The following is a 20,819-nucleotide window of genomic DNA, read 5'->3' on the forward strand; positions in this document are numbered from 1 at the left end:
GAGCGTTGACAAATAACGCGGTTCGTGGATACTAGCAGTACCAGATACTGCGAGTAATGGGTACTGGGCGCCAGGCCCCGACTCCCAGCCTTGAACGACCGAGGAGAAGACATGACCGTGCAGGATGCCCATATCAAGCCCGACTTTTCACAGGAGGGCATGGCCCGGGTGAACGGGCGCAAGCCCGTCGACATGGAACGATCTGCAGGTCGTCTGTTGCGGTCTTCCGCGGAGAAGTTCTACGACGCGGAGATCGACATCGACTGGGAGTCGCCCTGGGAGGAAGGCAAGTACTTTCTGCCAGAGCACCGGGTGTCGCTATACGGCACCAAACTATGGAACAAGATGACCGAGGAGCAGCGTCGCGAGCTGGGACGCCACGAGATCGTGAGCATCCTCAGTTTCGGCATCTACGCAGAGAACCTCTTGAGTTCGGCGCTCCTGCGCATGTCGGCAAAGGGGGCCCTAACCGATCAGAAGTCCCTATACGCGCTAACAGAAATCGGCGATGAGTCCCGCCATTCCACTATGTTCGCGCGCCTCATTAACAAAACAGGCGTGCCCCCTTACAAGCTCCCTAAGGGCTTCTTGAGCTTCGCAAAGATCCTGCATTTCGTCCCGCTCGGACCGTCGGTGTCCGGAGCCACGCTGCTGATCGAGGAAATCCTGGACCGCGCCCAGCGCGAGGCGATGAACGACCCCAGTATGCAGCCTCAGCTTCGCCAGCTCATGAAGATCCATGTCCTCGAGGAAGCCCGTCACATTACCTTTGCGCGACTGGAGATGATCGAAGGCATGCAGCGTCGACGTAAGGCGACGCGCGCTTGGCACCGAGGGGTGCTTGCCGTCATCGCGAACCTGGCGTACCCGCTGCTCATTAATCCGAAAGTGTACCCCGCAGTGGGAATTAGCCGCTGGCGTGGCGTATGGGCACAACAAACCAGCCCAAACTATCGGACCAACCTGCAGTTCATGTCGGAGCCCATGATTCGGTTCTTCCATGAGGCGGGAATGCTGGAAGGCAAGTTCACAATGGCCATGTGGCGCGCGACGCGGAGCCTTCCCGACGATCTCCGCTGATCTCCGTTCACGCGGCCGAGCCGTCACGGTCGACATCAGTTAGACCTGTGCGGAGCATTCTCGATGGCTTCGCGATCACTTCCGCCTCAACAGATCACCCGCTGCCACTGTGCGCAGGTGATGTGTTGTGCCAACGAACCCACGAGGGAGAAAGCATAAACATGGCATCTTCAACTACCCGGCGCGCCTCGCGCGCCGCCGCCAAAACCGACTCAACCGACGACCCGATTTCGACCAAGATTCTGATCATCGGAAGCGGGTTCTCTGGTCTCGGGATGGCCGCACAGCTAAGACGTCGCGGGTACAGCGACTTTCTAATCCTGGAGAAGGCAAGCTCCGTCGGTGGAACCTGGCGCGACAATACCTATCCGGGCTGTGCATGTGACGTCCCGTCGCTGATGTACTCGTACTCATTCGAAAGTCGAGGTAGCTGGTCGAAGGTGTGGTCGTCACAACCAGAAATTGAGCGGTATCTACAAGACGTCGCGGACAAGCGCGGCGTGACACAAAAGATTCATTTCGGTCAGAAGTTGGTTTCCGGATACTGGAGCGAGTCAGAGTCGCGGTGGCACCTGCGTACTGAGTCCGGACGTGAGTACATTGCTCAGTTCGTAGTTTCAGGAGTCGGTGCGCTGCATATCCCCAATTTTCCCGAAATTTCGGGGATTGAGGACTTTAAAGGCGAAGCGTTTCACTCCGCACAGTGGGATCATTCGGTGGATCTGGAGGGCAAGCGTGTCGCCGTGATCGGCACTGGTGCCAGCGCTATCCAGTTTGTGCCGTTCGTACAGAAGGAGGCCATGTCCCTCAAGGTCTTCCAGCGAACCCCTGCCTGGGTCCTACCCCGCAAGAATTTCACCGTTCCGCCGGCCCTGCGGACTCTTCTGAGCAGACTCCCGATTGCACGTCGTATCGCCAGGTGGTCGGTGTACTGGGGTGCGGAGAGCCTAGCCTTCGGCCTCAACGGTCACTCCAACCTTATGCGGCCAATCGAACGGGTCGCTCGGTGGAACATTGAACGCTCCATCTCTGATCCGGCACTACGCAAGAAACTGACCCCGTCATATCGCATCGGCTGTAAGCGAATTCTGGGGTCAAACGACTATTACCCTGCACTTGCGGCGCCCAACACCACCGTCATCAGCGATCGGATTGAGAGGGTCACCGCTGATTCCATCATCACCTCAGACGGCGTCGAGCACCTCATCGACGTAATTATTTATGCGACCGGTTTTCACGTGACTGATGGTTTCGATCAGCTCGCCCTGAAAGGTGCCACTGGCGAGGATCTCCCGTCCCACTGGCATCAGACGGGGATTAACACGCACCTGGGCATCACGACCGAGGGTTTTCCCAACCTGTTTTTCCTCCTCGGACCCAACACGGGCCTCGGCCACAACTCAGTGGTGTTCATGATCGAGCAACAGATCAAATACATCATGAAGGCCATCGACACAGTAGAAAGCCGAGGCGCTGAGAAGGTTGACGTACGCCCGTCCGTGCAAGAACAGTTCAACACCGACATCCAGCGGAAGCTGGCCAAGGGAGTGTGGACCAACGGCGGCTGCACGAGTTGGTATCTCGACTCGCAGGGCGTCAACCGGACCGTGTGGCCGGGCTTCACATGGCAGTACTGGCGCGCCACAAAAGATTTCGACCCCGCCGAGTACGACATCGCCTGAGCCCGAACGCACGGAGAGACACGATTCGTAGAAATGGTGAGACGACAGTGAGCAATTCTGACCGGCATGATTACACAGGCAAGGTGGCAGTGATCACCGGTGCCGCGTCAGGGATCGGTCGGTCTCTGGCACTCCAGTTGGCGGAGCGAGGTGCCGCACTGGCACTGTCCGACATTGATGAGATGCACTTGAAGGAGACTGCAGAACTTTGCCGCACCACGTATGCGGCGACGGTAACCGCCGCCGTACTAGACGTTGCGGACCGCAGTGCGTTTCAGGACTATGCCGACGGAGTGCGGTCAGAGTCGGGCCACGTCGACATGGTGTTCAACAACGCCGGCGTGGCCTTGGGCGTCGACGTGGTCGACATGACCTGGGAAGACTTCGACTGGCTCATGGGCATCAACTTTGGCGGAGTCGTTAACGGGTCGAAGGCGTTTCTGCCTCACCTGATCGCGTCCGGGGACGGACATCTCATTAACACGTCGAGCGTCTTCGGCTTGATCGGAATCCCCAGCCAGAGCGCATACAATGCCGCGAAATTCGGCGTCAGAGGCTTCACCGAGGCGCTCCGACAGGAGATGAAAATCAGTCGATACCCGGTCACAGTGACATGTGTGCACCCGGGGGGTGTAAAAACCAACATCGTCAACAATGCCCGAGGCGTTTCCGCCATGGGGGCAGACACCGCGACTGTCGCCTCGCTGTTCGACAGGATCGCACGAAGCACCCCGGATAAAGCAGCGGCGACAATCCTCAAAGGTATGGACAAGAAGAAGGCACGAGTGTTGATCGGTGCGGACGCCCGCGGTTTCGACTTCGTGGCACGGGTGATCGGTCCCCGCTACCAGGACATCGCGGCGCCACTGACACGGGCGGGTTACGCGGTCGCACGTAGACAGGGGATCCTCAAGTGACCGTCGAACCCGATGCACGTCCGGCTGCCGCAGCCCGCTCACGCACCTTGCGCGTCTCAGAAGTGACCCAGGAAACGAAAGACTCCGTCACCATTTCGTTCGAGATCCCCGATGCCATGGTCGAGGAGTTCAAGCATGTCCCAGGGCAATTCATCACCGTGAAGATCCCATCTGATCGGACCGGTCATGTCGCACGATGCTACTCGTTGAGCAGCTCGCCTCACGTCGAGGACTTCCGTCTCGAGATCGGGATCAAGCGGACGGAGAACGGTTACGCATCGAACTGGCTGTGCGACAACGCGATGACGGGAATGGAGTTGACCGTCCTCCCGCCGTCGGGGCACTTCACGGCTAAGAATCTCGACGTCGATTTTCTATTCTTTGCAGGAGGAAGTGGGATCACTCCGGTCTTGTCGCTGATTAAGTCGGCGCTTGTGTGCGGCGGGGGCGAAGTCACACTGTTCTACGCGAATCGCGATGCCGAGTCGATCATGTACGAGGGCCAACTGGCGCAGATCGCCTCCGAGTTCCCCGAGCGTTTCACGGTCTTCCACTGGTTGGAGTCGGCTATGGGGATTCCGGCACCTGAGGATGTCGAATCCGCCATACGTGAGCACCGCGGTGCACAGATCTACACCTGTGGTCCGGCGCCGTTCATGGATCTGGTTCAGAAGTCGGCGGAGGCCTGCGGTGTCGAGCACGCCTCGGTACATCGAGAAGTCTTTCAGTCACTGACCGGAGATCCATTCGAGACAGCCACGATGCGTCAGCTCAGTGACGACGATGGTGTGGCGACCGCCACGGTCTATCTGAATGGGCAGTCCATCACGACTGAGTGGCCGCGCAACACTCCGTTGCTCGACGTGCTATTGGCCCAAGGTCACAATGCCCCGTACTCCTGCCGAGAAGGGGCCTGCAGCGCGTGCGTATGCAAGCTGGTTGAGGGTGATGTAGAAATGGCACAAAACCACATCCTCGTTGAAGATGACATTGCCGACGGTGAACGGCTTGCGTGTCAGGCACTTCCGCTGACGGATGCAGTCACGGTGAGCTTCGATGACCTCTGAGATAGCGAGCGAGTCGCGAGGATCGCGGCACCTCGAGGTCCTCTCCTCCGACGGAACCAGGTTGTTCGCCCAGGAATTCGGCCCGGGCCGGGATGCTCCACTTCTAGTCTTTAGTCACGGCTGGGCCTGTCAGGGGCGTTTCTGGCGGCCACAGATCGAACAGTTCGCGGCGACGCATAGGGTAGTGGTCTACGACCAACGCGGACACGGGTGGAGCGACCGGGGCCGGGTACCGTTCTCGGCGAGACTTCTGGCCGATGACTTGGAGGCCGTAGTTCGGGCGGTAGCCACTCCCACCGACAAGGCTGTCGTGGTCGGACACAGCATGGGAGGTATGTCCATCATGAGCTGGGCAGCTGAGTACCCAGCCTCGGTGTCGGAGCTGGCCCGCGGAGTAGTACTGGCAAGCACCGGGCCATCACAGTTGGTGGATCGGTCAACGTTACTCAAAGTTCCCCGCCAGCTACGACCGAGACTTGAACGGGCCTTCGCGGCTAGTCTTGCGGTCGCGGGACCCGAGATGCAGGACACGCGTTTGTCTCGCCGCCTGATTCGTTACGGAACCCTGGGCCCGGGCGCGACTGTCGAGGTAATCGATGAGTGCGCCGACATCGTGTTGCGATGCCCACCACAGGTGCGGGGGATGTGGGGTGCGGTTTTGGCGACAATCGACGTCAGCAGGGGTGTTGACTCGCTGACAGTGCCGGCGGCGGTCATCGTGGGCGATGCCGACAGACTGACCCCGGCGGCCCATTCGGTGGATCTCGCAGCGCGACTGGGTCGGCAGGGCGTTCTATTTGAATTCACTCTTCTCGACAAGGTCGGTCACATGTCCAACCTAGAGGCCGTTGAAGACTTCAATTCAGCTGTGGCCAGGTTAGACAGATCCGCCTGAAGCTCGTCTCATCAACCAATGCCTCGGCCACGCGGGCGCCACGTGCTCACCGGCGCGACGAGTCGTCCATCCTGATAACCTAGGAGGCCATGTCTGTAGTCCGTCGAATCTCCGCGGCCCCGGTGAAAGTGCAGCGTCGTGTGCGCGACGCACGAAGCACGCGTTGGGACGACCACCGCGCTGTCGTTAAGGCTGAACTCGTCGACGCGGCTATACGCGCGATCGAAAAGTTCGGCGATGCTGTGAGCATGGACGATTTTGCGGAAGAGGCAGGTGCGTCGAAACCTAAGCTCTACCGCCATTTCGGTGACAGAGCTGGGCTCTATTCCGCCGTGGCAGCACGTCTGGGTTCGATGATGTGGGAGTCAGCGCAGTCAACTCTGCTCTCCGGACAGGAAGACAGCTCCGTTGACGAGCTTTTCCGTTCAGCGATCTCTGCATACGTATCCTTGGTCGACGACCATCCGGCGGTCGTCCGTTTCCTCATGACGAATCACATGTTCCAGTACTCTGAGTCCGGCGAGGGAGGGGCCGCAGATCAGCTGAGATCGGCAATGGAGATTATTTCTGACGAGTTCGCTCGTGGCCTCCGAGAGGTCGGCGCCGACGAGTCCCTCGTCGCCGTAGCAGTGGCCTCTATCCTAGGGGCTGGTCTATCAGCGACCCAGTGGTGGATCGATCACGGTCGGCAGAATGGAATGAGCAGGGACTTGTTTGCCGCGCACCTGTGCCAGACCTCGTGGGGGATTATTGACGGCGCTGCGGCCACGGTGGGCGTTCGCTTTCATAGAGACAGGCCCTTCGGAGACCCTGCATTCGCCACTCGCGTCGACCCCGTCTAATCACCCCGCACGAGTGGTCCGCCTGTTGTCACGCACGTGGCACGACAGCTCACTCAAAACGATGTGTATCCCACAAGTCCTGACTGCGGTGTGTGGAAAGTCGGCCTTCAACAGCATCGAAGATTGGTGTCGTCCGCCAATTTGTCTCCCCGCGATGGCCACACCGTGCACTACGCGATCCAAACAAGATTAATGCACCAGCCGGGGGCAGAGATGCTGTCATGACAGGCGGGAGCGGGAATGAACCGCAGTCGTGCATCCGGTCAGACGCGAGTGGGCATCGTTCGAACGAATTCGCTGGCGGTGTCAACGGCCAGTTTGATGTCCCCGCTGGTGGCCAGGTAAAAGTCCCCACCCTGTGCGGGATGTTTTAGGTGGGTGGTACCTCCGTTCGGTGTGTCATGCGGTAGGAGTCGCCGTCGGTGATGACGATGGTGGCGTGGTGTAGGAGTCGGTCGAGGATGCTGGCGGCGGTGGTGTGTTCGGGCAGGAAGCGTCCCCATTGTTCGAAGGGCCAGTGACTGGCGATCGCGAGAGAGCGGCGTTCGTAGGCGCCGGCGACGAGCCTGAATAGCAGTTGGGTGCCGGTGTCGTCGAGCGGGGCGAATCCGATCTCGTCGAGGATGAGCAGATCTTGGCGCAGCAGGGTGTCGATGGTTTTGCCGACGGTGTTGTCGGCCAGCCCGCGATACAGGGTCTCCACGAGGTCGGCGGCGGTGAAGTACCGCACTTTGTGTCCGGCGTGCACTGCGGCGATCCCCAGCCCGATCAGGGTGTGACTCTTGCCAGTCCCGGCTGGGCCGATCAAGGCCAGGTTGTGTTGGGCCCGAACCCATTCCAGCGAGGACAGGTATTCGAAGGTGTTGGCCGGGATGGACGATGCGGCCACGTCGAACGATTCCAGGGTTTTGGTGAGCGGGAACCCGGCAGCTTTGAGTCGGTTGCGGATGTTGGAGGCATCACGAGCGGCGATCTCGGCTTCGACCAGGGTCCGCAGTACTTCTTCGGGTGTCCACCGCTGAGTTTTCGCGGTGAGCAGCACCTCGGGTGCGGTGCGGCGGATCGAGGCCAGTTTCAATCGGCGTAGCGCGTGGTCGAGGTCGGCCGGTAGTGGCGGCACTGTTTGGGGTGCAACTGATGTCGATGTTGTGGTGGTCATGACACCTCCTTGTCGCCGGCGCCGAGCTTGTAGGCATCCAGCGAGCGGGTGGGCGCGGTAGGCAGATGCCCGAGCAGTGCTGTGCCGGCCGGTCGCGGGTTGGGGGTGCCGGCTCCGGCATCGAGGATCGAACGCACATCGGCGGCCTTGAACCGTCGGAACGCCACCGCCCTGGTCAGAGCGGTGAGCACCTGTTGATGGCCGTGGGAGGTGACCAGGCCGAGGATGTCATCGAGTTCACCGCCCAGGCGGGTGTTGCCGATCGCCGCGGCACCGACCAGGAACTGCTCAGCAACCTCACCGAGAGCGCAGAACTGTTTCTCCACCGCAGTTTTGGGTCGTGGTGCACGACTGGGCGGTGTGCGTGGCCCCCCGTAGTGGTCGTCGTTGAGGACGACCTCTCCGGGTGCGGCCAGCAGATGTTCGGCAACCATCTCACCGGAGGCGGGTTCGGCGATCAGGAGCCGCTCACCGTCCTGGATGAGGGTCACGGTGGTGCCGATGAGCCGGTTGGGTACCGAGTAGCGGGCCGAGGCGTACCGGATACACGAGAGGCGATCGACCTTACGGGTGACCGGCGGTGGACCGACTTGGGCCCGCAGAGATGGCAACTTCGACAGCACTTCTCGTTCCACATCGAGTTGCTCAGCAGGCACGCACAGTGTGTCGCTGTGGCGGCGGGTGTTGACCTCGACACACCAGTCCCGCGCGGCCCGGTTCGCTGCGTGCACATCCAGCTGCACGTCGTCACGACCTGCGGCGATCTTGGCTTCGGTCCACAACGGTTGCGCCAGATCCGACTGCGCGTACCCGCACAGGTTTTCCACGATCCCTTTCGATTCCGGATCGGCGCCGTGACAGAAGTCCGGGGCGAACCCGTAGTGGGTGGCAAACCGCACATACGTGGGGGTCGGTACGACGACGTTGGCGACGACCCCACCTTTGAGGCAGCCCATCCGATCAGCGAGTACCTTGTTGGGTACTCCACCGATCTCTTCCAACGCCTCGGCGATGAATCCGAGTGTGGTGGTGGATGTTTCGTTGGTGGCGAACCGAACGAACCGCCAGCGTGAGAACGCCAACACCGCGCAGAACATGTGTAGCCCGCCGATCACGGCCCAATCGATGACCAGGTAGTCACCCGGAGCCCACACTGCCGGGCGACGCCCACGATGATGGTCACGGCGCCACTGTGTTTTCTCCTGAGCGACGAGACGACGGAAGTTGCGGGCCGAGCCTGCATAACCCGCCGCTCGCGCTACTGATAGCAGACGTTTCGCGGTGATCCGGCCGCGCGACCGCTCGACTCGCTCAGCGACCAGCTCGGCAACGGTGTCGTAGTTGCGGGCCCGTACCATGCGATCTGGTGGTTGATCGTCGGCCTCGAACCGGTCGACCACACGCTTGACGGTCTTGTGGGTGGTGCCGCACACCTCGGCGGCGGCGCGATAGCTTCCGAGTTCTCGGTAAGCAGAAATGATGTCCATACGGTCCTTCGCAGACTTCAATGGAACTCCCAGGCGGTGACAGTGATCGGTTGGCACCTTCACCGTCATCGCCTGGGCCCTCAGTTCCGGGTCGACACGACGAACACAGGGTGGGGACTTTTATCTGGCCACCAGCGGGGACCTCGACCTGGCCACCAGTGGGGACTTTCTCATGGCCATGGACAGGCGGTCTGCAAAGCCGGCGCGGATGAATCCCCTCGTGTCTCCGACTGTGATGCCCATCTTGGGTGCCGGTTTCTCAGCGACGCGATGGTGGATCGATCAGGACGATCTAGATCGGTGAGTCACCGCGTGAGCTGTCGACTGCTCACCTGCTCAGTGTCAAGGACTTGGCGGCACGTTCCAGTGACATCGCAAGATCCGCCTCGAACTCAGGCAAAGCCGCAGCAAGACCGATCACGCAACGGAGCCGATCGGGTGCGGTCGAGTCCTTCTGCACCGCTGCACGTGCGATTGCCGTCCACCTCGTGGCCGCTCGATGGGCCGCACCGGCCAGGTCACCGGTTGCTTGATCGCCGGTGCGGTCTCGGCGTCGGGGGCGGTGTAGATCGGTTTAATCGCCCGAGCGACGTCTTTGCGGTCTTTGTAGTTCACGAACCGCATCGAGTTGCGGATCAGATGCACCACACAGGTTTGCACGGTGGCCAGCGGCCAGGTCGCCTCGATCGCTTCGGGGAATCCGGTGAGCCCGTCACAGCACACGATCAGCACGTCCTTGACGCCGCGGTTGGCCAGATTCGCACACACCCCGGCCCAGAACTTGGCGCCTTCTTCGGCCTGTATCCAGATTCCCAGCACATGCTTGACGCCGGCCATATCGACGCCAATAGCAATGTGGGCGTGCTTGTTTCGGACATGGGCGCCGTCTTTGACCTTCACCACCAGGGCGTCAAGGTAGATGACGGGATACAACGGCTCCAGCGGCCGGTTCTGCCATTCATCGACCGCGTCGAGGACCTCGTCGCAGATCTTCGAGATCGTCTCGTGCGAGAGATCGGTGCCGATCGTGGAGGCCAAATGGTGTTGGATGTCGCGCAACGTCATGCCGCCGGCGTAGAGCGAGATGATGATGTCGTCGAGGCCGCCGAGGCGGCGCGAGCCCTTCGGGACCAGCCGCGGGGTGAACGTGCCGTCACGGTCACGAGGAATGTTCAGCTCGACCGGCCCGGCCTCCGAGGCCACCGTTTTCGGGCTCGACCCGTTACGGGCGTTGGGCAACTCCCGCCCGGCCGGATCGCCCTTGGCATAGCCGAGGTGATCGGTCAGCTCGGCCTTCAGACCGCGTTCGAGGGCCAGTTTGATCAGACCTGGGATCAACCCGCCTTCGCCGGTGATCTGGACCTGGCCGGTATCGATCTGGGCGAGCAGCTCATCGACCATGCCCGAGGCCTGTAATGCCTCGGCGACTTCCGCGGTCGAGCGCGGCTCGGCCAGTTCAGGCAACTGCTCGTCGTCGTGGCCCTGCTGCTTGTCGTCTAACGCCATGCTCATAGATCTTCCTCTCACTGATGAGCACTGGACTTACACAGACCATCTGACACCCCCGATCATCACTGCCGACCGGTACCGGGAGAACGCCAACGTCATCACCAGGACCGGAAGAATGCCGAACTGGCCATGGCCCAATGGGATTCGATAATCGGGGAACCACAGGTCCCACTGCGAGCACCCGCCGGGCCGATAGACCACACGATCAGCCGGATCCGATCGAAGAACGCCGACACCACTGGTGCCGTAACCCGTTCGAGGACGCGTGCTGCGGCTTCAAGAACAGTCACCTCCACTCCCAGAGCACGTAGTGAAGCGGCCGTTTCCAGACCGATGTAGCCACCCCCGACGATGACGACTCTCCGGCCCTGTACGGCCGCAGCACGGATGGCCTCAACGTCGGACGCAGTGCGCAGAGAATGGACGCCTGCGAGTTCAGCGCCGGGCACCGGCAGTTGGCGGGCACGCGCGCCCGTGCAGATGGCCAGCCGGGAGTAGGTGACTACGTTCCCGCTGCCCATGGTGACGGAGCGTGCATCGCGGTCGATCGCTATCACAGTCTCGGCGTCGAGCTCGATGCTCTGTTGCTCGTAGAACTGCCGTCCGCGGATCGCGAAATCATCGAGTTCCGAGGTACCAGCCAGGTACGCCTTCGACAAGGGCGGGCGCTGGTAGGGCAACCTGCCTTCATCGTCGATGAGCAGGATGTCGCCATCCCACTTCTCCTTGCGGAGATTGCCCGCGAGCTGAGCGCCCGCGTGGCTGGCGCCGACGATGACCGCGCGATTTGCTGTCACGAATCCTCCTTGGGTGTCAGGCGCACCATCATCTTGCTGATACCGCGAACAAAATTCGACTGGACGTACTCGGGGGTGCCCACCACTTCGATGTTGTCGAAACGCTGCAGGAGTTCCTCCCAGAGGATGCGAAGCTGGAGCTCGGCGAGCCGGTTGCCCATGCATCGGTGCACGCCGAATCCGAAAGCGATGTGGTTACGGGCGTTGGAGCGGTCGACGATGAGCTCGTCGGGGCGTTCGAACACGCGCTCGTCGCGATTTCCAGACGCGTACCACATCACGACTTTGTCGCCCTTGCGGATGAACTGACCGTTGATCATCACGTCGGTCTTGGCGATGCGCCGCATATATGCCAAGGGCGTCTGCCACCGGATAATCTCCGACACCGCGTTGGGGACGAGGTCGTGATTGGCCTTGAGCTTCGCGAACTGGTCGGGGAACTCGTTGAGCGCCAGGACTCCGCCGCTCATGGAGTTCCGGGTGGTGTCGTTGCCCCCGACGATCAGTAGCACCAGATTTCCAAGGAATTCCATCGGGCGATCGTCGAGGAGATTCTTGGTGTCGTCGTTGCTCTGCAGCATGGTGATCAAATCGAAGCCGGGCTCCTCTCCGGCCGCGGTCCGTGCGGCTTTGTCCCGCCACAGGGCGCTGAGACCCTGCGCCATGGCCACCATTTCGCGAAACACCTCGTCGTTGTCTGAGGGTCCGCCGTTGGCCTGCTCCATCGAGGTGACGAGGTCGGACCACTCGACCAACCTGTGACGTTGCTCGTAGGGAAATCGAGCAGGGTGGCGAGCATGCGTGCGGTCAGTTCGATCGACACGTTCTTGACCCAGTCGAACGGTTCGTTGCTCGGCAGACCGTCGAGAACGTCCTTGACGCGGGAGCGGATGAGCCCCTCCATCTCGCGCAAGTTCTTTGGGGCGACGACTCCTTGGACGGCGGCTCGCTGCTGATCGTGCCGGGGGGGATCCATCGCGATGAACATTGCGATGTCCATGAATCGCGGCGGCCTACCGATGATGATAAATGGCTCGGCGGAGAACGCCTTATGGTTCTTATCGACAGCGATGATGTCGGCGTGGCGGGTGATTGACCAGAACGGACCGAAGGGACTGTGCGCCTGGTAGTGCACGGGCGCCTCATTGCGGACGCGCTCAAAGTACGAGCGCCATTTGCCCTGGCGGTAGAGGAACGGGTTGCTCAGATCGATGTCGAGAAGATCGACCTCGTCGACGGGGGGGATCGGTGTCTCAGTGAACATCGTCTGCCCATCGGTACGCGTGACCACTCGCCGCGTCTTGTCGTACAGATGCGCACCGCGGATCTGCAGATCGATCGGAATGAGGGACTGCGCCTTCTGTGTGACCGTGGCTGCGATGTTCATGCGATGCTCCTGTGGGCTGTCCGGGGTCAGAGTTGAAATTCGGGGAGGCGGACCGCCAGGCCGTCCCATTCGTCGGACGCCACCATCTGGCACGACAGTCGGGAATTCGCTTCGCGTTCCGGGTGCATACTGAGCATCTCCTCCTCGACCTCGGTGCAAAGGCCGACGGTGTCAATCCACGCCGCGTCGACGATGACATGGCAGGTCCCGCAGGCCGCCTCACCGCCGCAGTCCCCGTCGATTCCCGGAACCGCCTCGTCCACTGCGGTTTGCATCAATGACTTGCCAGGCGTCAGCGTGGCGGGATAGTTGTCTCCGTCATGGGTGACATAGGTGATCGTGGCCATGGCCGCCTCCTTGATCGTGAGTGCTTCCTCGAGTCTGGACGCATCGGGTTCACCCAATCCATGGTCCAACGTCGCAATGAGTTGTTAATTTGGCTCACTGTGATCCCTCCTCTTGAACCTGGGGTGCCCCCCTTGGCGTTCGCGCAGCTCCTCGACTGCGGTGCGCTGGGGGAGGAGGAGACCCGAGCGTTCAGCCGAATCATGATCAGGGAGCACGTCGACCTCAGATCGCTGATACAGCGAGAGGCGCAAGTGCCGGTGCGGTGGTTTCGTGAGGTCTACCCAAATATGGGACCCCGCGACGGATTTCGGCTGGGTGTCGCGTTCGCCGAACACGCCCAGCTAACTTCTTTCGGCCCACTGAGCCTGCCGCTGGTCAGCGCTGGGTCTGTCGCTGAAATCGTTGAGCTGCTTCGATTCCTGCCCTTGATCACAACCGCGCTGAGCGCAGATTTTCACCATGGCGACACTGGTCTGACCATCACTCTTGCTGGGCGCACCGACAGCGCCGGTACTGACTGCTTCGCCGTCACCTACGGGGGCCTGGCCGTACTACGCCTGGTGGAGATACTTGCCGGTGCTGTCCCGTCGGTGGAATTACACCTGACCTGCCCAGCACCGACCGCGCCGCCAAACGAAGGGGACGTCGCGCACCGGCTTGTCTTTGATGCACCGGCATCGTTCGTGCAGATTCCGGCTCACGTGCTCCATGAGGTGTGCCGCTTCTCGGACCCCGTCGCCTACCGGGTCGGTATCGCTGAACTGCGACGTGTTTTCAACCAGCGGCACAGTAGCTCATATACGCAGCTCGTCCGCGCTCAGTTCGAGACAGGCCCTGCTCGAATCGACAGCAATCAGATCGCCGGAGAGCTGGCGGTCTCAGTGAGTACGCTCAAGCGCCACCTCCAGGCCGAAGGCACCACATTGCGTCGCCTGCGGCAGGAGTTCATGAGGGAGCGTGCCATCGTCCGCCTCTTGGATGATCCCAGAGTAGGAGTTGGTCAAATCGCCGCCGAACTGGGGTACTGCGATGTTGCGAGCTTCTCCCACGCGTTCACACGTTGGGTCGGCTGCTCTCCGTCGCACTTCCGACACACCCGTGCGGGTCAACAACGTCGACAATCGGCAGCCCCTGACGTTGTCAGTCCGGGCGTAGAAAATTGACAAAGAAGCTGTCGACAATAGACGAATCTGCATACCGCTGGAAGTGCGCCAAATCCACTTTCGCGAACTCGCCAACAGCAGAGAAGAAGACCTGTTGCTCGATCGTCCCGGTCGCTTCGATGTGTAGCAGGTGATCGGCGCTCTCAACTATCCACGCGGTGAGCCGCACAGGTACGTGCAGAGGCACCGGCCGACGGTACCTGACGGTAAGTGTGCGGGTGACCGCGGGGGTGCCGGCAAGATGCAGGGTGAAACCCATGATGTCGTCGCACGCTGCTGAGATAGCCCCACCGTGCGCCAAACCCGGTCCGCCCACCTGCTTTTCGGTAAATGAATGATTGGCGTAAACCTGGTCATCGTCGCGGTAGGCCACAAGTTGCAGGCCGCTACAGTTCTCAGGCCCGCAGCCCATGCAGTGAGGGGAGTGCGCGGGCAGTTTGATGGGTGCTGTCATGGGGGGATCATCCTTGGTCGCCGCTCATCTTAGTAGCGAAGCGCTACAGACGGTACTGTTGACGACAGTGCCACAGTCGTGGCGCCACTCATAAGGCCCCCCCTCGAGCCTTCCATCGGTACCGCCACTGGCTGTTTCGTTCTGTTACCGACGGTATTGTTGTGGAGTCAGAGGTTCTTGATTTTGGTTTCATAGGGAGTGGCCAGGGTGGAAACCATCGATTCCGACGATGTTGACCCGAGGCGGGTTCGGTCGCGCCAGCGTTTGTTGGATGCCGCTGTGACCTTGCTGAACAGCGGCGGGGTCGAAGCCGTTACCGTGGAGGCGGTCACTCGACTGTCTCGTGTTGCTCGCACTACCTTGTATCGTCACTTCGAGAGCTCCACAGATCTGGTGGCGGCTGCTTTCGAGCGGTTGTTACCCCAGGCCGAGACCCCCGCGATGACGACGTCGATCCGCGATGACCTGCTAAAGCTGATGCAGCGGCAAGCTGAACTAATCGAGCAGGCACCGCTGCAGTTGACGACGCTGGCATGGTTGGCAATGCTTCCCGAACAACCCGGGCAATCCGAGCAATCCGACGGGGAGCAGAACGCGCTCGCGCCACTGCGCCGTCGAGTCGTCGAGCAGTATCGAGAGCCATTCGATCGAGTTTTAACGACCGATGTGGCCACGGCTGAGCTCGACAACTTCGATCTGACCATGGCAGTCACTCAGCTGGCAGGCCCCCTTATCTTTGCCAAGCTCACGGGTATTCGGTCGATGACCGTTGGCGATCTCGAACAACTTGTCGACGATTTCCTCACGGCCCACCGGCGGCACCAAATTACCTAACCCCCTTCCACATCCACGCTACTGCTAGTACCGTAACGCTACTGCCGGTTTCAGAAGCGGGCTGGGTCGAGGGTGAGGTGCTGCGTATGGTGGTCCAACGTCCGAGTGATGGGCGCTTGACGGCGCGCCGGTTGGTGGAGCGCAGCGAGTACAGCACAACACTGGGACGGTTGGCGCGGTTCACCTTGGCGCACAGACCTCTCGTCATCGGGGTGTGGGTGGCCGTGGGTGTCGTCTTGGCGATTCTGTTTCCCCAGTTGGAGACGGTGGTGCGGCAGCAGTCGGTTGATCCGATCCCTGCTGGGGTTCCATCGTTTCGAGCACTCGATCAGATGGGTGGCGCGTTCGGCGAGAAGGGCGCCAAGACCACTGTTCTCGTGACCATGGAGAATCCGAATGGGTTCACCGACGTGGCGCGGGAGCGCTACGACATGCTCGTTCTGCAGTTGCGCGAAAATTTCGACGATGTGCAGTCGGTGCGGGATTTGCTTTCCGATCCGACGACGGCCGGTCAGGCGTTGAGTGAGGATGGGCAAGCCTGGTACCTGCCTGTCGGGGTAGCTGGAACATTGGGGGGGCCAACGGCCACTCATGCTGTGGAGACCGTGCGCCAAACCGCGCATCGCGTGTTTGAGGGTACTGGCACCACTGTTCATGTCACCGGGCCGACGGCCACTTTCAGTGATCAGATCGTGAGTGCTGAAAGCGATTTAGTCGTGATCACTCTGGCGACGGTGGCGCTTATCGCGATCATTCTGTTGGTCGTTTACCGATCGCTGTTCACCGCGCTGGTGCCATTGTTGGTGATCGGCGTCAGCCTCGGCGTGGGCCGTGGCATCTTGTCCGCGCTCGGCGAGCTCGGTATGCCGGTGTCGCAGTTCACCGTCGCGTTCATGACCGTCATTCTGCTTGGAGCAGGGGTCGACTACTCAGTCTTCTTCATCAGTCGCTATCACGAACGGCTGCGCCAGGGCGCCACCACTGAGGTTGCTCTCGTGGACGCGACAGCAACCATTGGACGGGTCATCCTGGCTTCAGCTGCCACGGTGGCACTGGCCTTTTTGGCGATGGTATTTGGTCAGCTCAGCGTGTTCTCCACCTTGGGTCCGGCATGCGCGATCGCCATCCTCATCGGATTCCTCGCCACGATCACCCTGTTACCACCGGTGTTGCTGTGGGCGGCACGATTCGGCTGGGGCGCACCCCGACGAGATCTGACGCGGAAGTACTGGAATCGCGTCGCCGTGCTCGTCGTTCGGCGTCCTGTGCCGCTGCTGGCACTGACCTTGGTCGGGCTGGTCGTGCTCAGCGTCTTCGCGATGGGCATCCAGATCACCTTCGACGATCGTGAGGGGCAACCCGCGACAACCGACAGCAACGAAGGCTACGCGTTGCTCGACCGTCATTTCCCTCAAGACGTCACTATCACTGAGTTCCTCGTTGTAGATGCGCCGATTGATCTCCGTACTGCCAGCGGGCTGGCCGATCTTGAGCAGATGGCCTCACGTGTATCCCAGATCCCAGGAGTGACTCGAGTCATCGGCGTTACACGTCCCACCGGGGACAAGCTCGAGCAAGCTGAGTTGTCCTGGCAGAACGGCCAGATCGGGAACCGGTTGACGAGTGCGGTCGACGATGGCCAGAACCGCCGAGGTGACCTCGAGCAGCTACGTACAGGCGCATTTCAACTCGCTGACGGGCTTACTCAGCTCGACACCCAGGTACGCACCAACTTGGCACCGCTGGCCGGCATCCTCGATCAGGCGAGCACAACTGGGCAACAGATTCAGCAGTACCAGCCACTACTACGCCAACTCGCCGCCTCCGCACCAGCACTCGATCGCGCTTCTCAGAATGCCCCACAGCTGGCCGCGCTCACTCGCCAAACATCTGCAGCCCTGGCAACAGTGACCTCGATCCTGCCAATCCTCGATAATGCGCCCTGGTGCACCCAAGTCCCGCAGTGCGAAGCTTTCCGCGCGCAGACCCGCAATCTCGACGCCGCGCTGAACAACGGACCCCTCGACCAGCTCACCACGCTGTCAACACAACTCGCGCAGTTGGATACACCGATCGCAACGATCACCGATCAACTCACTTCCACCGCCAACTCCCTGGGCTCCACGCTGGGAAGCATCAACAGCCAAGACCTTCCCGGCAAGCTCACCCAACTGCAAACAGGTATCAGTCAACTCGCGGCGGGATCACGACAGCTGGCCGCCGGTGTGTCCGCGCTGATCGACAGCAACCTGCAACAACTCGCCGGGATGGCCGCGCTAGCCACACAGCTACAAACCTCCGCCCGCGAGACCTCCGGAACAGACTCCGCAACCGGCTTCTACCTCCCACCTCAGGCCAACTCAGACCGCCGTTTCGTCGATGTCGCTCGCCAGTTCGTCTCGCCCGACGGCCATACCGTGCGTTACGCAATACAAACCAGCTTCGACCCCTACAGCACCGAGGCCATGCAGCTGGCTGCCACAATCACCGATGTCGCACGCGCCGCGAGACCGAACACAACCCTGCAGGACTCCAACATCGCGATAGCCGGGTTCCCCGCCATCAACGCCGATCTGCAACGTCTACTCGCCGATGACTTTCGACTCCTAGCGTTGGCCACCCTCGCTATCGTCGGCCTGATCCTGATCCTCCTGCTCCGCGCACTCATCGCGCCGCTATACCTTCTGGGCACCGTCGTTCTCAACTACACCGCGGCACTGGGTATCGGCGTCCTGATCTTTCAACACATTCTCAAAACCGATATCGCCTGGCCCGTGCCACTACTGGCCTTCATAGTCCTCGTCGCGGTTGGCGCCGACTACAACATGCTTCTCATCTCTCGCCTACGCGAAGAATCCCAAAACAACATCCGCATCGGGGTCCTGCGAACCGTCACCAACACCGGATCGGTCATCACCTCGGCCGGACTCATCTTCGCTGCCAGCATGTTCGGACTCATGGCCGGATCCATCTCGATCATGACCCAGGTCGGACTCATCATCGGCATTGGTCTCTTGCTCGACACCTTCATTGTGCGCACCATCGTCGTGCCCACCATCGCCACAATTGTCGGTAGAGCAAGCTGGTGGCCGAGTACCCGAACCGACACGCGTCCAGCATCCCGCTAGCAACACATCTAACGAATCTGACCGGCCCAGCCAGTCATCCAGCCATCGCGCCTACCTCATCGACTGACACCCGCTCGACGGTCGGGCGCGGCACCACACCCGACCCACGTGCGAGCGCCCCTCGCGTCGTTGACGCTGGTAGAACTCACAGGAGGGCCCGTCGCGTTGCGAGGTGTTCAGTGCCGCCATGTAGAACACCTTGCGCAGACCGCGGGGGTAACGCTGCGGTCTGCGCAAGGCGCCGCGCCGGTTGCCTGAATGATGCGGCACCGGCGCTAGGCCGGCGTAGGCGAAACACCTTGGTCATCTGTTTGTCCAGCTCGGCGATCTGGCGAGTGAGCGCCATCCGGGAGGTCACCGCCGTGCTGCAGCAGTGCCGTGGTCACCTCACCAGGCAAGGTCAAGGTCTGCGAGGCCGCGGCGGCGCGCCTTGCTGATCCAGATCACCTTTTCGCCTTTGCGGACGTGGCGGCCGAGTTTGAGCCACTTGTTGCATCCGGCGATCTGGGAGGCGTCGGGGCGCTGGGCGAGGATGAACATCAGGTTGTTGAGGCTGTAGGCGTGAAACGTGGTGGCGTAATCCAAGAATGCGGCCCATTCAGCGGTGTCGGTGAGTGCGGCGACTGTGTCGGTAATGGTGACGTGCAGTTGCGCGGCGAGTTCGCGGTGTGCGGCGGCGCGGTCTTCGCGGCTGGTGGTGGCGGTACGGGCCTGGGTGGGTGCCTCCCTGCGGTGTCGGCCTCGGCGGGCCGGTGCTTTGCGTGACACCTGCCATCGCGTTGCCAGGCGGGAGGCCGGTGCAACGGTGTTCACAACGCCAAATGATGCCCGGGCCGCAGGTCTGTAACCCGTAGGGCGGGCCAGTTTTTCGCGGCCCTTGTCGCCGCGCCGACCAGAGGTAAGAGACTGGTGGGGGTCAGCAAAGCAACCCCAGTTCAGGTGGGTGCGGCGTAGCCGCTCCGCTGATCTGTCGTTCGGTCTCGGGCCGACTGGTCGAGTAGTCCAGTAGTCGAGTAGTCGAGGACGACACAGACCTCGGGCCGGGGCCGCCGTGGTGGCGACCCCGACCGCTGCCCGGTCAGAGGGTCCAGCGTCCCGGGGTGATGTGGGCTTCGAGGCCGGCGATCCGGGCGGCGATGCCTGCGGCGTCGGCGAGGATGGGCCAGGGCTCGGTGAGTACCTGCTGCCAGGCGGCCCAGTCGTCGTTGGTCCCGATCGTGGCGGCCAGCCGGGGTGGCAGTCGGCGGCGACCATCGTGGCGAGCTCGATGGCGGCGGTGCCCCGTCGGGCTGTGGTCTGCCCGGCGGCGATGATGTGGAGTCCGGCGTCGTGGATGGGGTCAACCGTCTCGGGGTTGGTGGCGGCGAGGTCGGCTGCTGCCCAGAGGATGCGGGCGACGCTGCCCTCGGCGGCGGCGGTGACGGTGTGAGCGATGTAATCCATGAGGAGTCCCTTCGTTGTGGTCCGGCCGGTGTGGCGGACGTCGAGAGACCTGGGGGACCGGCGGGGGTTGGCCGTCAACCCCGAAGAGGCAGGCGCGCCGGAAGCCACTTTCGTCGTACGAGCGTAGCGAGTGAAAGTGGTTGGAGCGCACGAGCGGAGCGCAGCGGAGAACGGGCGGTAGCCGCCTGGTGCGCGGTTCAGCCGGTGATCTGTCGGCAGTCGCGGCATTCCCACTGGCCGGGCGATGAGGACACACAGGCGGCGTTGTTCGAACAGCCAGCACGTTTGGCCGGGTTTGGGCTGCTCGCCTTGGCCTCGACGGCACGCAGCCGGTCGGCGGCTGCCTCGAGGCGGACGTTGGCCTGGGCGCGATATGCGGTGCGTATCGCCTGGTCGCGGGTGGTTTGGTCGTCGGCGGTCATCGGTTGCCCGTCGGGGTTGTGGCGCAGCATCGGGCCGAAGTCGCGGCGGCATTGGCCGCAGGGGGTGGCCTTGGGTGTCGGGGGTTCGCGCAGCCGGGTAGGGCGCAGCGGGGAAACAGTTCGCCGGCGATGGTCATGGTGATGGTGCGATGGTCATGGTGATGGTGATGGTGTCACCTGTTCGGGGTAGTCCGGTCGGGGGTTG

The 20,819-nt window shown here is 61.8% G+C and carries 16 protein-coding genes and 4 pseudogenes; 9 read left to right on the forward strand and 11 right to left on the reverse strand.

Annotation, left to right across the window (positions count from 1 at the left end):
- Positions 1 to 111 precede the first annotated feature (111 nt).
- From C5O27_RS16240 to C5O27_RS16265, 6 genes are all read left to right on the forward strand, one after another.
- Positions 112 to 1,080 carry an AurF N-oxygenase family protein gene (locus C5O27_RS16240; protein ID WP_005195186.1) on the forward strand — a complete coding sequence of 323 codons (969 nt, stop codon included), beginning with the start codon at positions 112 to 114 and terminating at the stop codon, positions 1,078 to 1,080.
- Between the two features lie 161 nt (positions 1,081 to 1,241).
- The gene (locus C5O27_RS16245) at positions 1,242 to 2,762 is read left to right on the forward strand and encodes a flavin-containing monooxygenase (RefSeq protein WP_035718354.1); all 1,521 of its coding nucleotides are present in this window, start codon (positions 1,242 to 1,244) and stop codon (positions 2,760 to 2,762) included.
- A gap of 47 nt (positions 2,763 to 2,809) precedes the next feature.
- Positions 2,810 to 3,679 (forward strand): SDR family NAD(P)-dependent oxidoreductase, encoded by an 870-nt coding sequence (locus C5O27_RS16250; RefSeq protein WP_006369629.1) that lies wholly within the window; start codon positions 2,810 to 2,812, stop codon positions 3,677 to 3,679.
- Positions 3,676 to 4,746 (forward strand): ferredoxin--NADP reductase, encoded by a 1,071-nt coding sequence (locus tag C5O27_RS16255; RefSeq protein WP_005195189.1) that lies wholly within the window; start codon positions 3,676 to 3,678, stop codon positions 4,744 to 4,746. Before C5O27_RS16250 ends, C5O27_RS16255 begins: the two co-directional genes overlap by 4 nt.
- Entirely contained in the window at positions 4,736 to 5,641 is a 906-nt protein-coding gene (locus C5O27_RS16260) for an alpha/beta fold hydrolase (protein ID WP_010844919.1), read from the forward strand. Before C5O27_RS16255 ends, C5O27_RS16260 begins: the two co-directional genes overlap by 11 nt.
- Positions 5,642 to 5,730: 89 nt before the next feature.
- Positions 5,731 to 6,483, forward strand: a complete 753-nt coding sequence (locus C5O27_RS16265; RefSeq protein ID WP_042378677.1) for a TetR/AcrR family transcriptional regulator — start codon at positions 5,731 to 5,733, stop codon at positions 6,481 to 6,483.
- 370 nt (positions 6,484 to 6,853) lie between these two features.
- On the opposite strand, the gene istB is transcribed toward C5O27_RS16265, so the two are convergent.
- The 7 genes and pseudogenes from istB to C5O27_RS16295 form a co-directional block, all read right to left on the reverse strand.
- Positions 6,854 to 7,642, reverse strand: coding sequence for an IS21-like element helper ATPase IstB (gene istB, locus C5O27_RS16270; protein WP_006902471.1), 789 nt, complete (start codon positions 7,640 to 7,642; stop codon positions 6,854 to 6,856).
- Positions 7,639 to 9,150: an IS21 family transposase gene (gene istA / locus C5O27_RS16275; protein WP_127961568.1), complete on the reverse strand. Its 1,512-nt coding sequence runs from the start codon at positions 9,148 to 9,150 to the stop codon at positions 7,639 to 7,641. The genes istB and istA overlap by 4 nt, the downstream gene beginning before the upstream one ends.
- Positions 9,151 to 9,669: 519 nt before the next feature.
- Positions 9,670 to 10,641 (reverse strand): annotated as a pseudogene (locus tag C5O27_RS16280) (IS256 family transposase); the annotation flags it as partial.
- 54 nt (positions 10,642 to 10,695) lie between these two features.
- Positions 10,696 to 10,854 (reverse strand): annotated as a pseudogene (locus tag C5O27_RS23040) (IS21 family transposase); the annotation flags it as partial.
- Positions 10,851 to 11,435 (reverse strand): annotated as a pseudogene (locus C5O27_RS16285) (NAD(P)/FAD-dependent oxidoreductase); the annotation flags it as partial. The pseudogenes C5O27_RS23040 and C5O27_RS16285, both read right to left, overlap by 4 nt.
- Positions 11,432 to 12,822, reverse strand: a pseudogene (locus C5O27_RS16290) (cytochrome P450). The pseudogenes C5O27_RS16290 and C5O27_RS16285, both read right to left, overlap by 4 nt.
- Positions 12,823 to 12,848: 26 nt before the next feature.
- Positions 12,849 to 13,169: a 2Fe-2S iron-sulfur cluster-binding protein gene (locus C5O27_RS16295; protein ID WP_127963145.1), complete on the reverse strand. Its 321-nt coding sequence runs from the start codon at positions 13,167 to 13,169 to the stop codon at positions 12,849 to 12,851.
- Positions 13,170 to 13,229: 60 nt separating this feature from the next.
- Here C5O27_RS16295 and C5O27_RS16300 point away from each other — a divergent pair, with 60 nt between their 5' ends.
- Positions 13,230 to 14,333 (forward strand): AraC family transcriptional regulator, encoded by a 1,104-nt coding sequence (locus tag C5O27_RS16300; protein ID WP_282579027.1) that lies wholly within the window; start codon positions 13,230 to 13,232, stop codon positions 14,331 to 14,333.
- Here C5O27_RS16300 and C5O27_RS16305 read toward each other — a convergent pair.
- Complete coding sequence (locus C5O27_RS16305) at positions 14,311 to 14,787, reverse strand: PaaI family thioesterase (RefSeq protein ID WP_127963146.1); 477 nt, start codon at positions 14,785 to 14,787, stop codon at positions 14,311 to 14,313. The two genes, C5O27_RS16300 and C5O27_RS16305, sit on opposite strands and share 23 nt — an antisense overlap.
- Before the next feature lie 207 nt (positions 14,788 to 14,994).
- Here C5O27_RS16305 and C5O27_RS16310 point away from each other — a divergent pair, with 207 nt between their 5' ends.
- Together C5O27_RS16310 and C5O27_RS16315 are read left to right on the forward strand one after the other, a co-directional pair.
- On the forward strand, positions 14,995 to 15,621 hold the full coding sequence (locus C5O27_RS16310; protein WP_127963147.1) for a TetR/AcrR family transcriptional regulator: 627 nt from the start codon (positions 14,995 to 14,997) through the stop codon (positions 15,619 to 15,621).
- Between the two features lie 86 nt (positions 15,622 to 15,707).
- On the forward strand, positions 15,708 to 18,749 hold the full coding sequence (locus tag C5O27_RS16315; protein ID WP_127963148.1) for an MMPL/RND family transporter: 3,042 nt from the start codon (positions 15,708 to 15,710) through the stop codon (positions 18,747 to 18,749).
- 51 nt (positions 18,750 to 18,800) lie between these two features.
- Here C5O27_RS16315 and C5O27_RS23230 read toward each other — a convergent pair whose 3' ends face one another.
- From C5O27_RS23230 to C5O27_RS16330, 3 genes are all read right to left on the reverse strand, one after another.
- The gene (locus tag C5O27_RS23230; RefSeq protein WP_244216531.1) at positions 18,801 to 19,019 is read right to left on the reverse strand and encodes a transposase; all 219 of its coding nucleotides are present in this window, start codon (positions 19,017 to 19,019) and stop codon (positions 18,801 to 18,803) included.
- 117 nt (positions 19,020 to 19,136) lie between these two features.
- Positions 19,137 to 19,562, reverse strand: a complete 426-nt coding sequence (locus C5O27_RS16325) for an ArdC-like ssDNA-binding domain-containing protein (RefSeq protein ID WP_208651376.1) — start codon at positions 19,560 to 19,562, stop codon at positions 19,137 to 19,139.
- 827 nt (positions 19,563 to 20,389) lie between these two features.
- Entirely contained in the window at positions 20,390 to 20,644 is a 255-nt protein-coding gene (locus tag C5O27_RS16330; RefSeq protein ID WP_127963149.1) for a hypothetical protein, read from the reverse strand.
- Positions 20,645 to 20,819: the final 175 nt, after the last annotated feature.

This window comes from Gordonia alkanivorans, from assembly GCF_004011905.1.
Classification (GTDB): Bacteria; Actinomycetota; Actinomycetes; order Mycobacteriales; family Mycobacteriaceae; genus Gordonia; species Gordonia alkanivorans.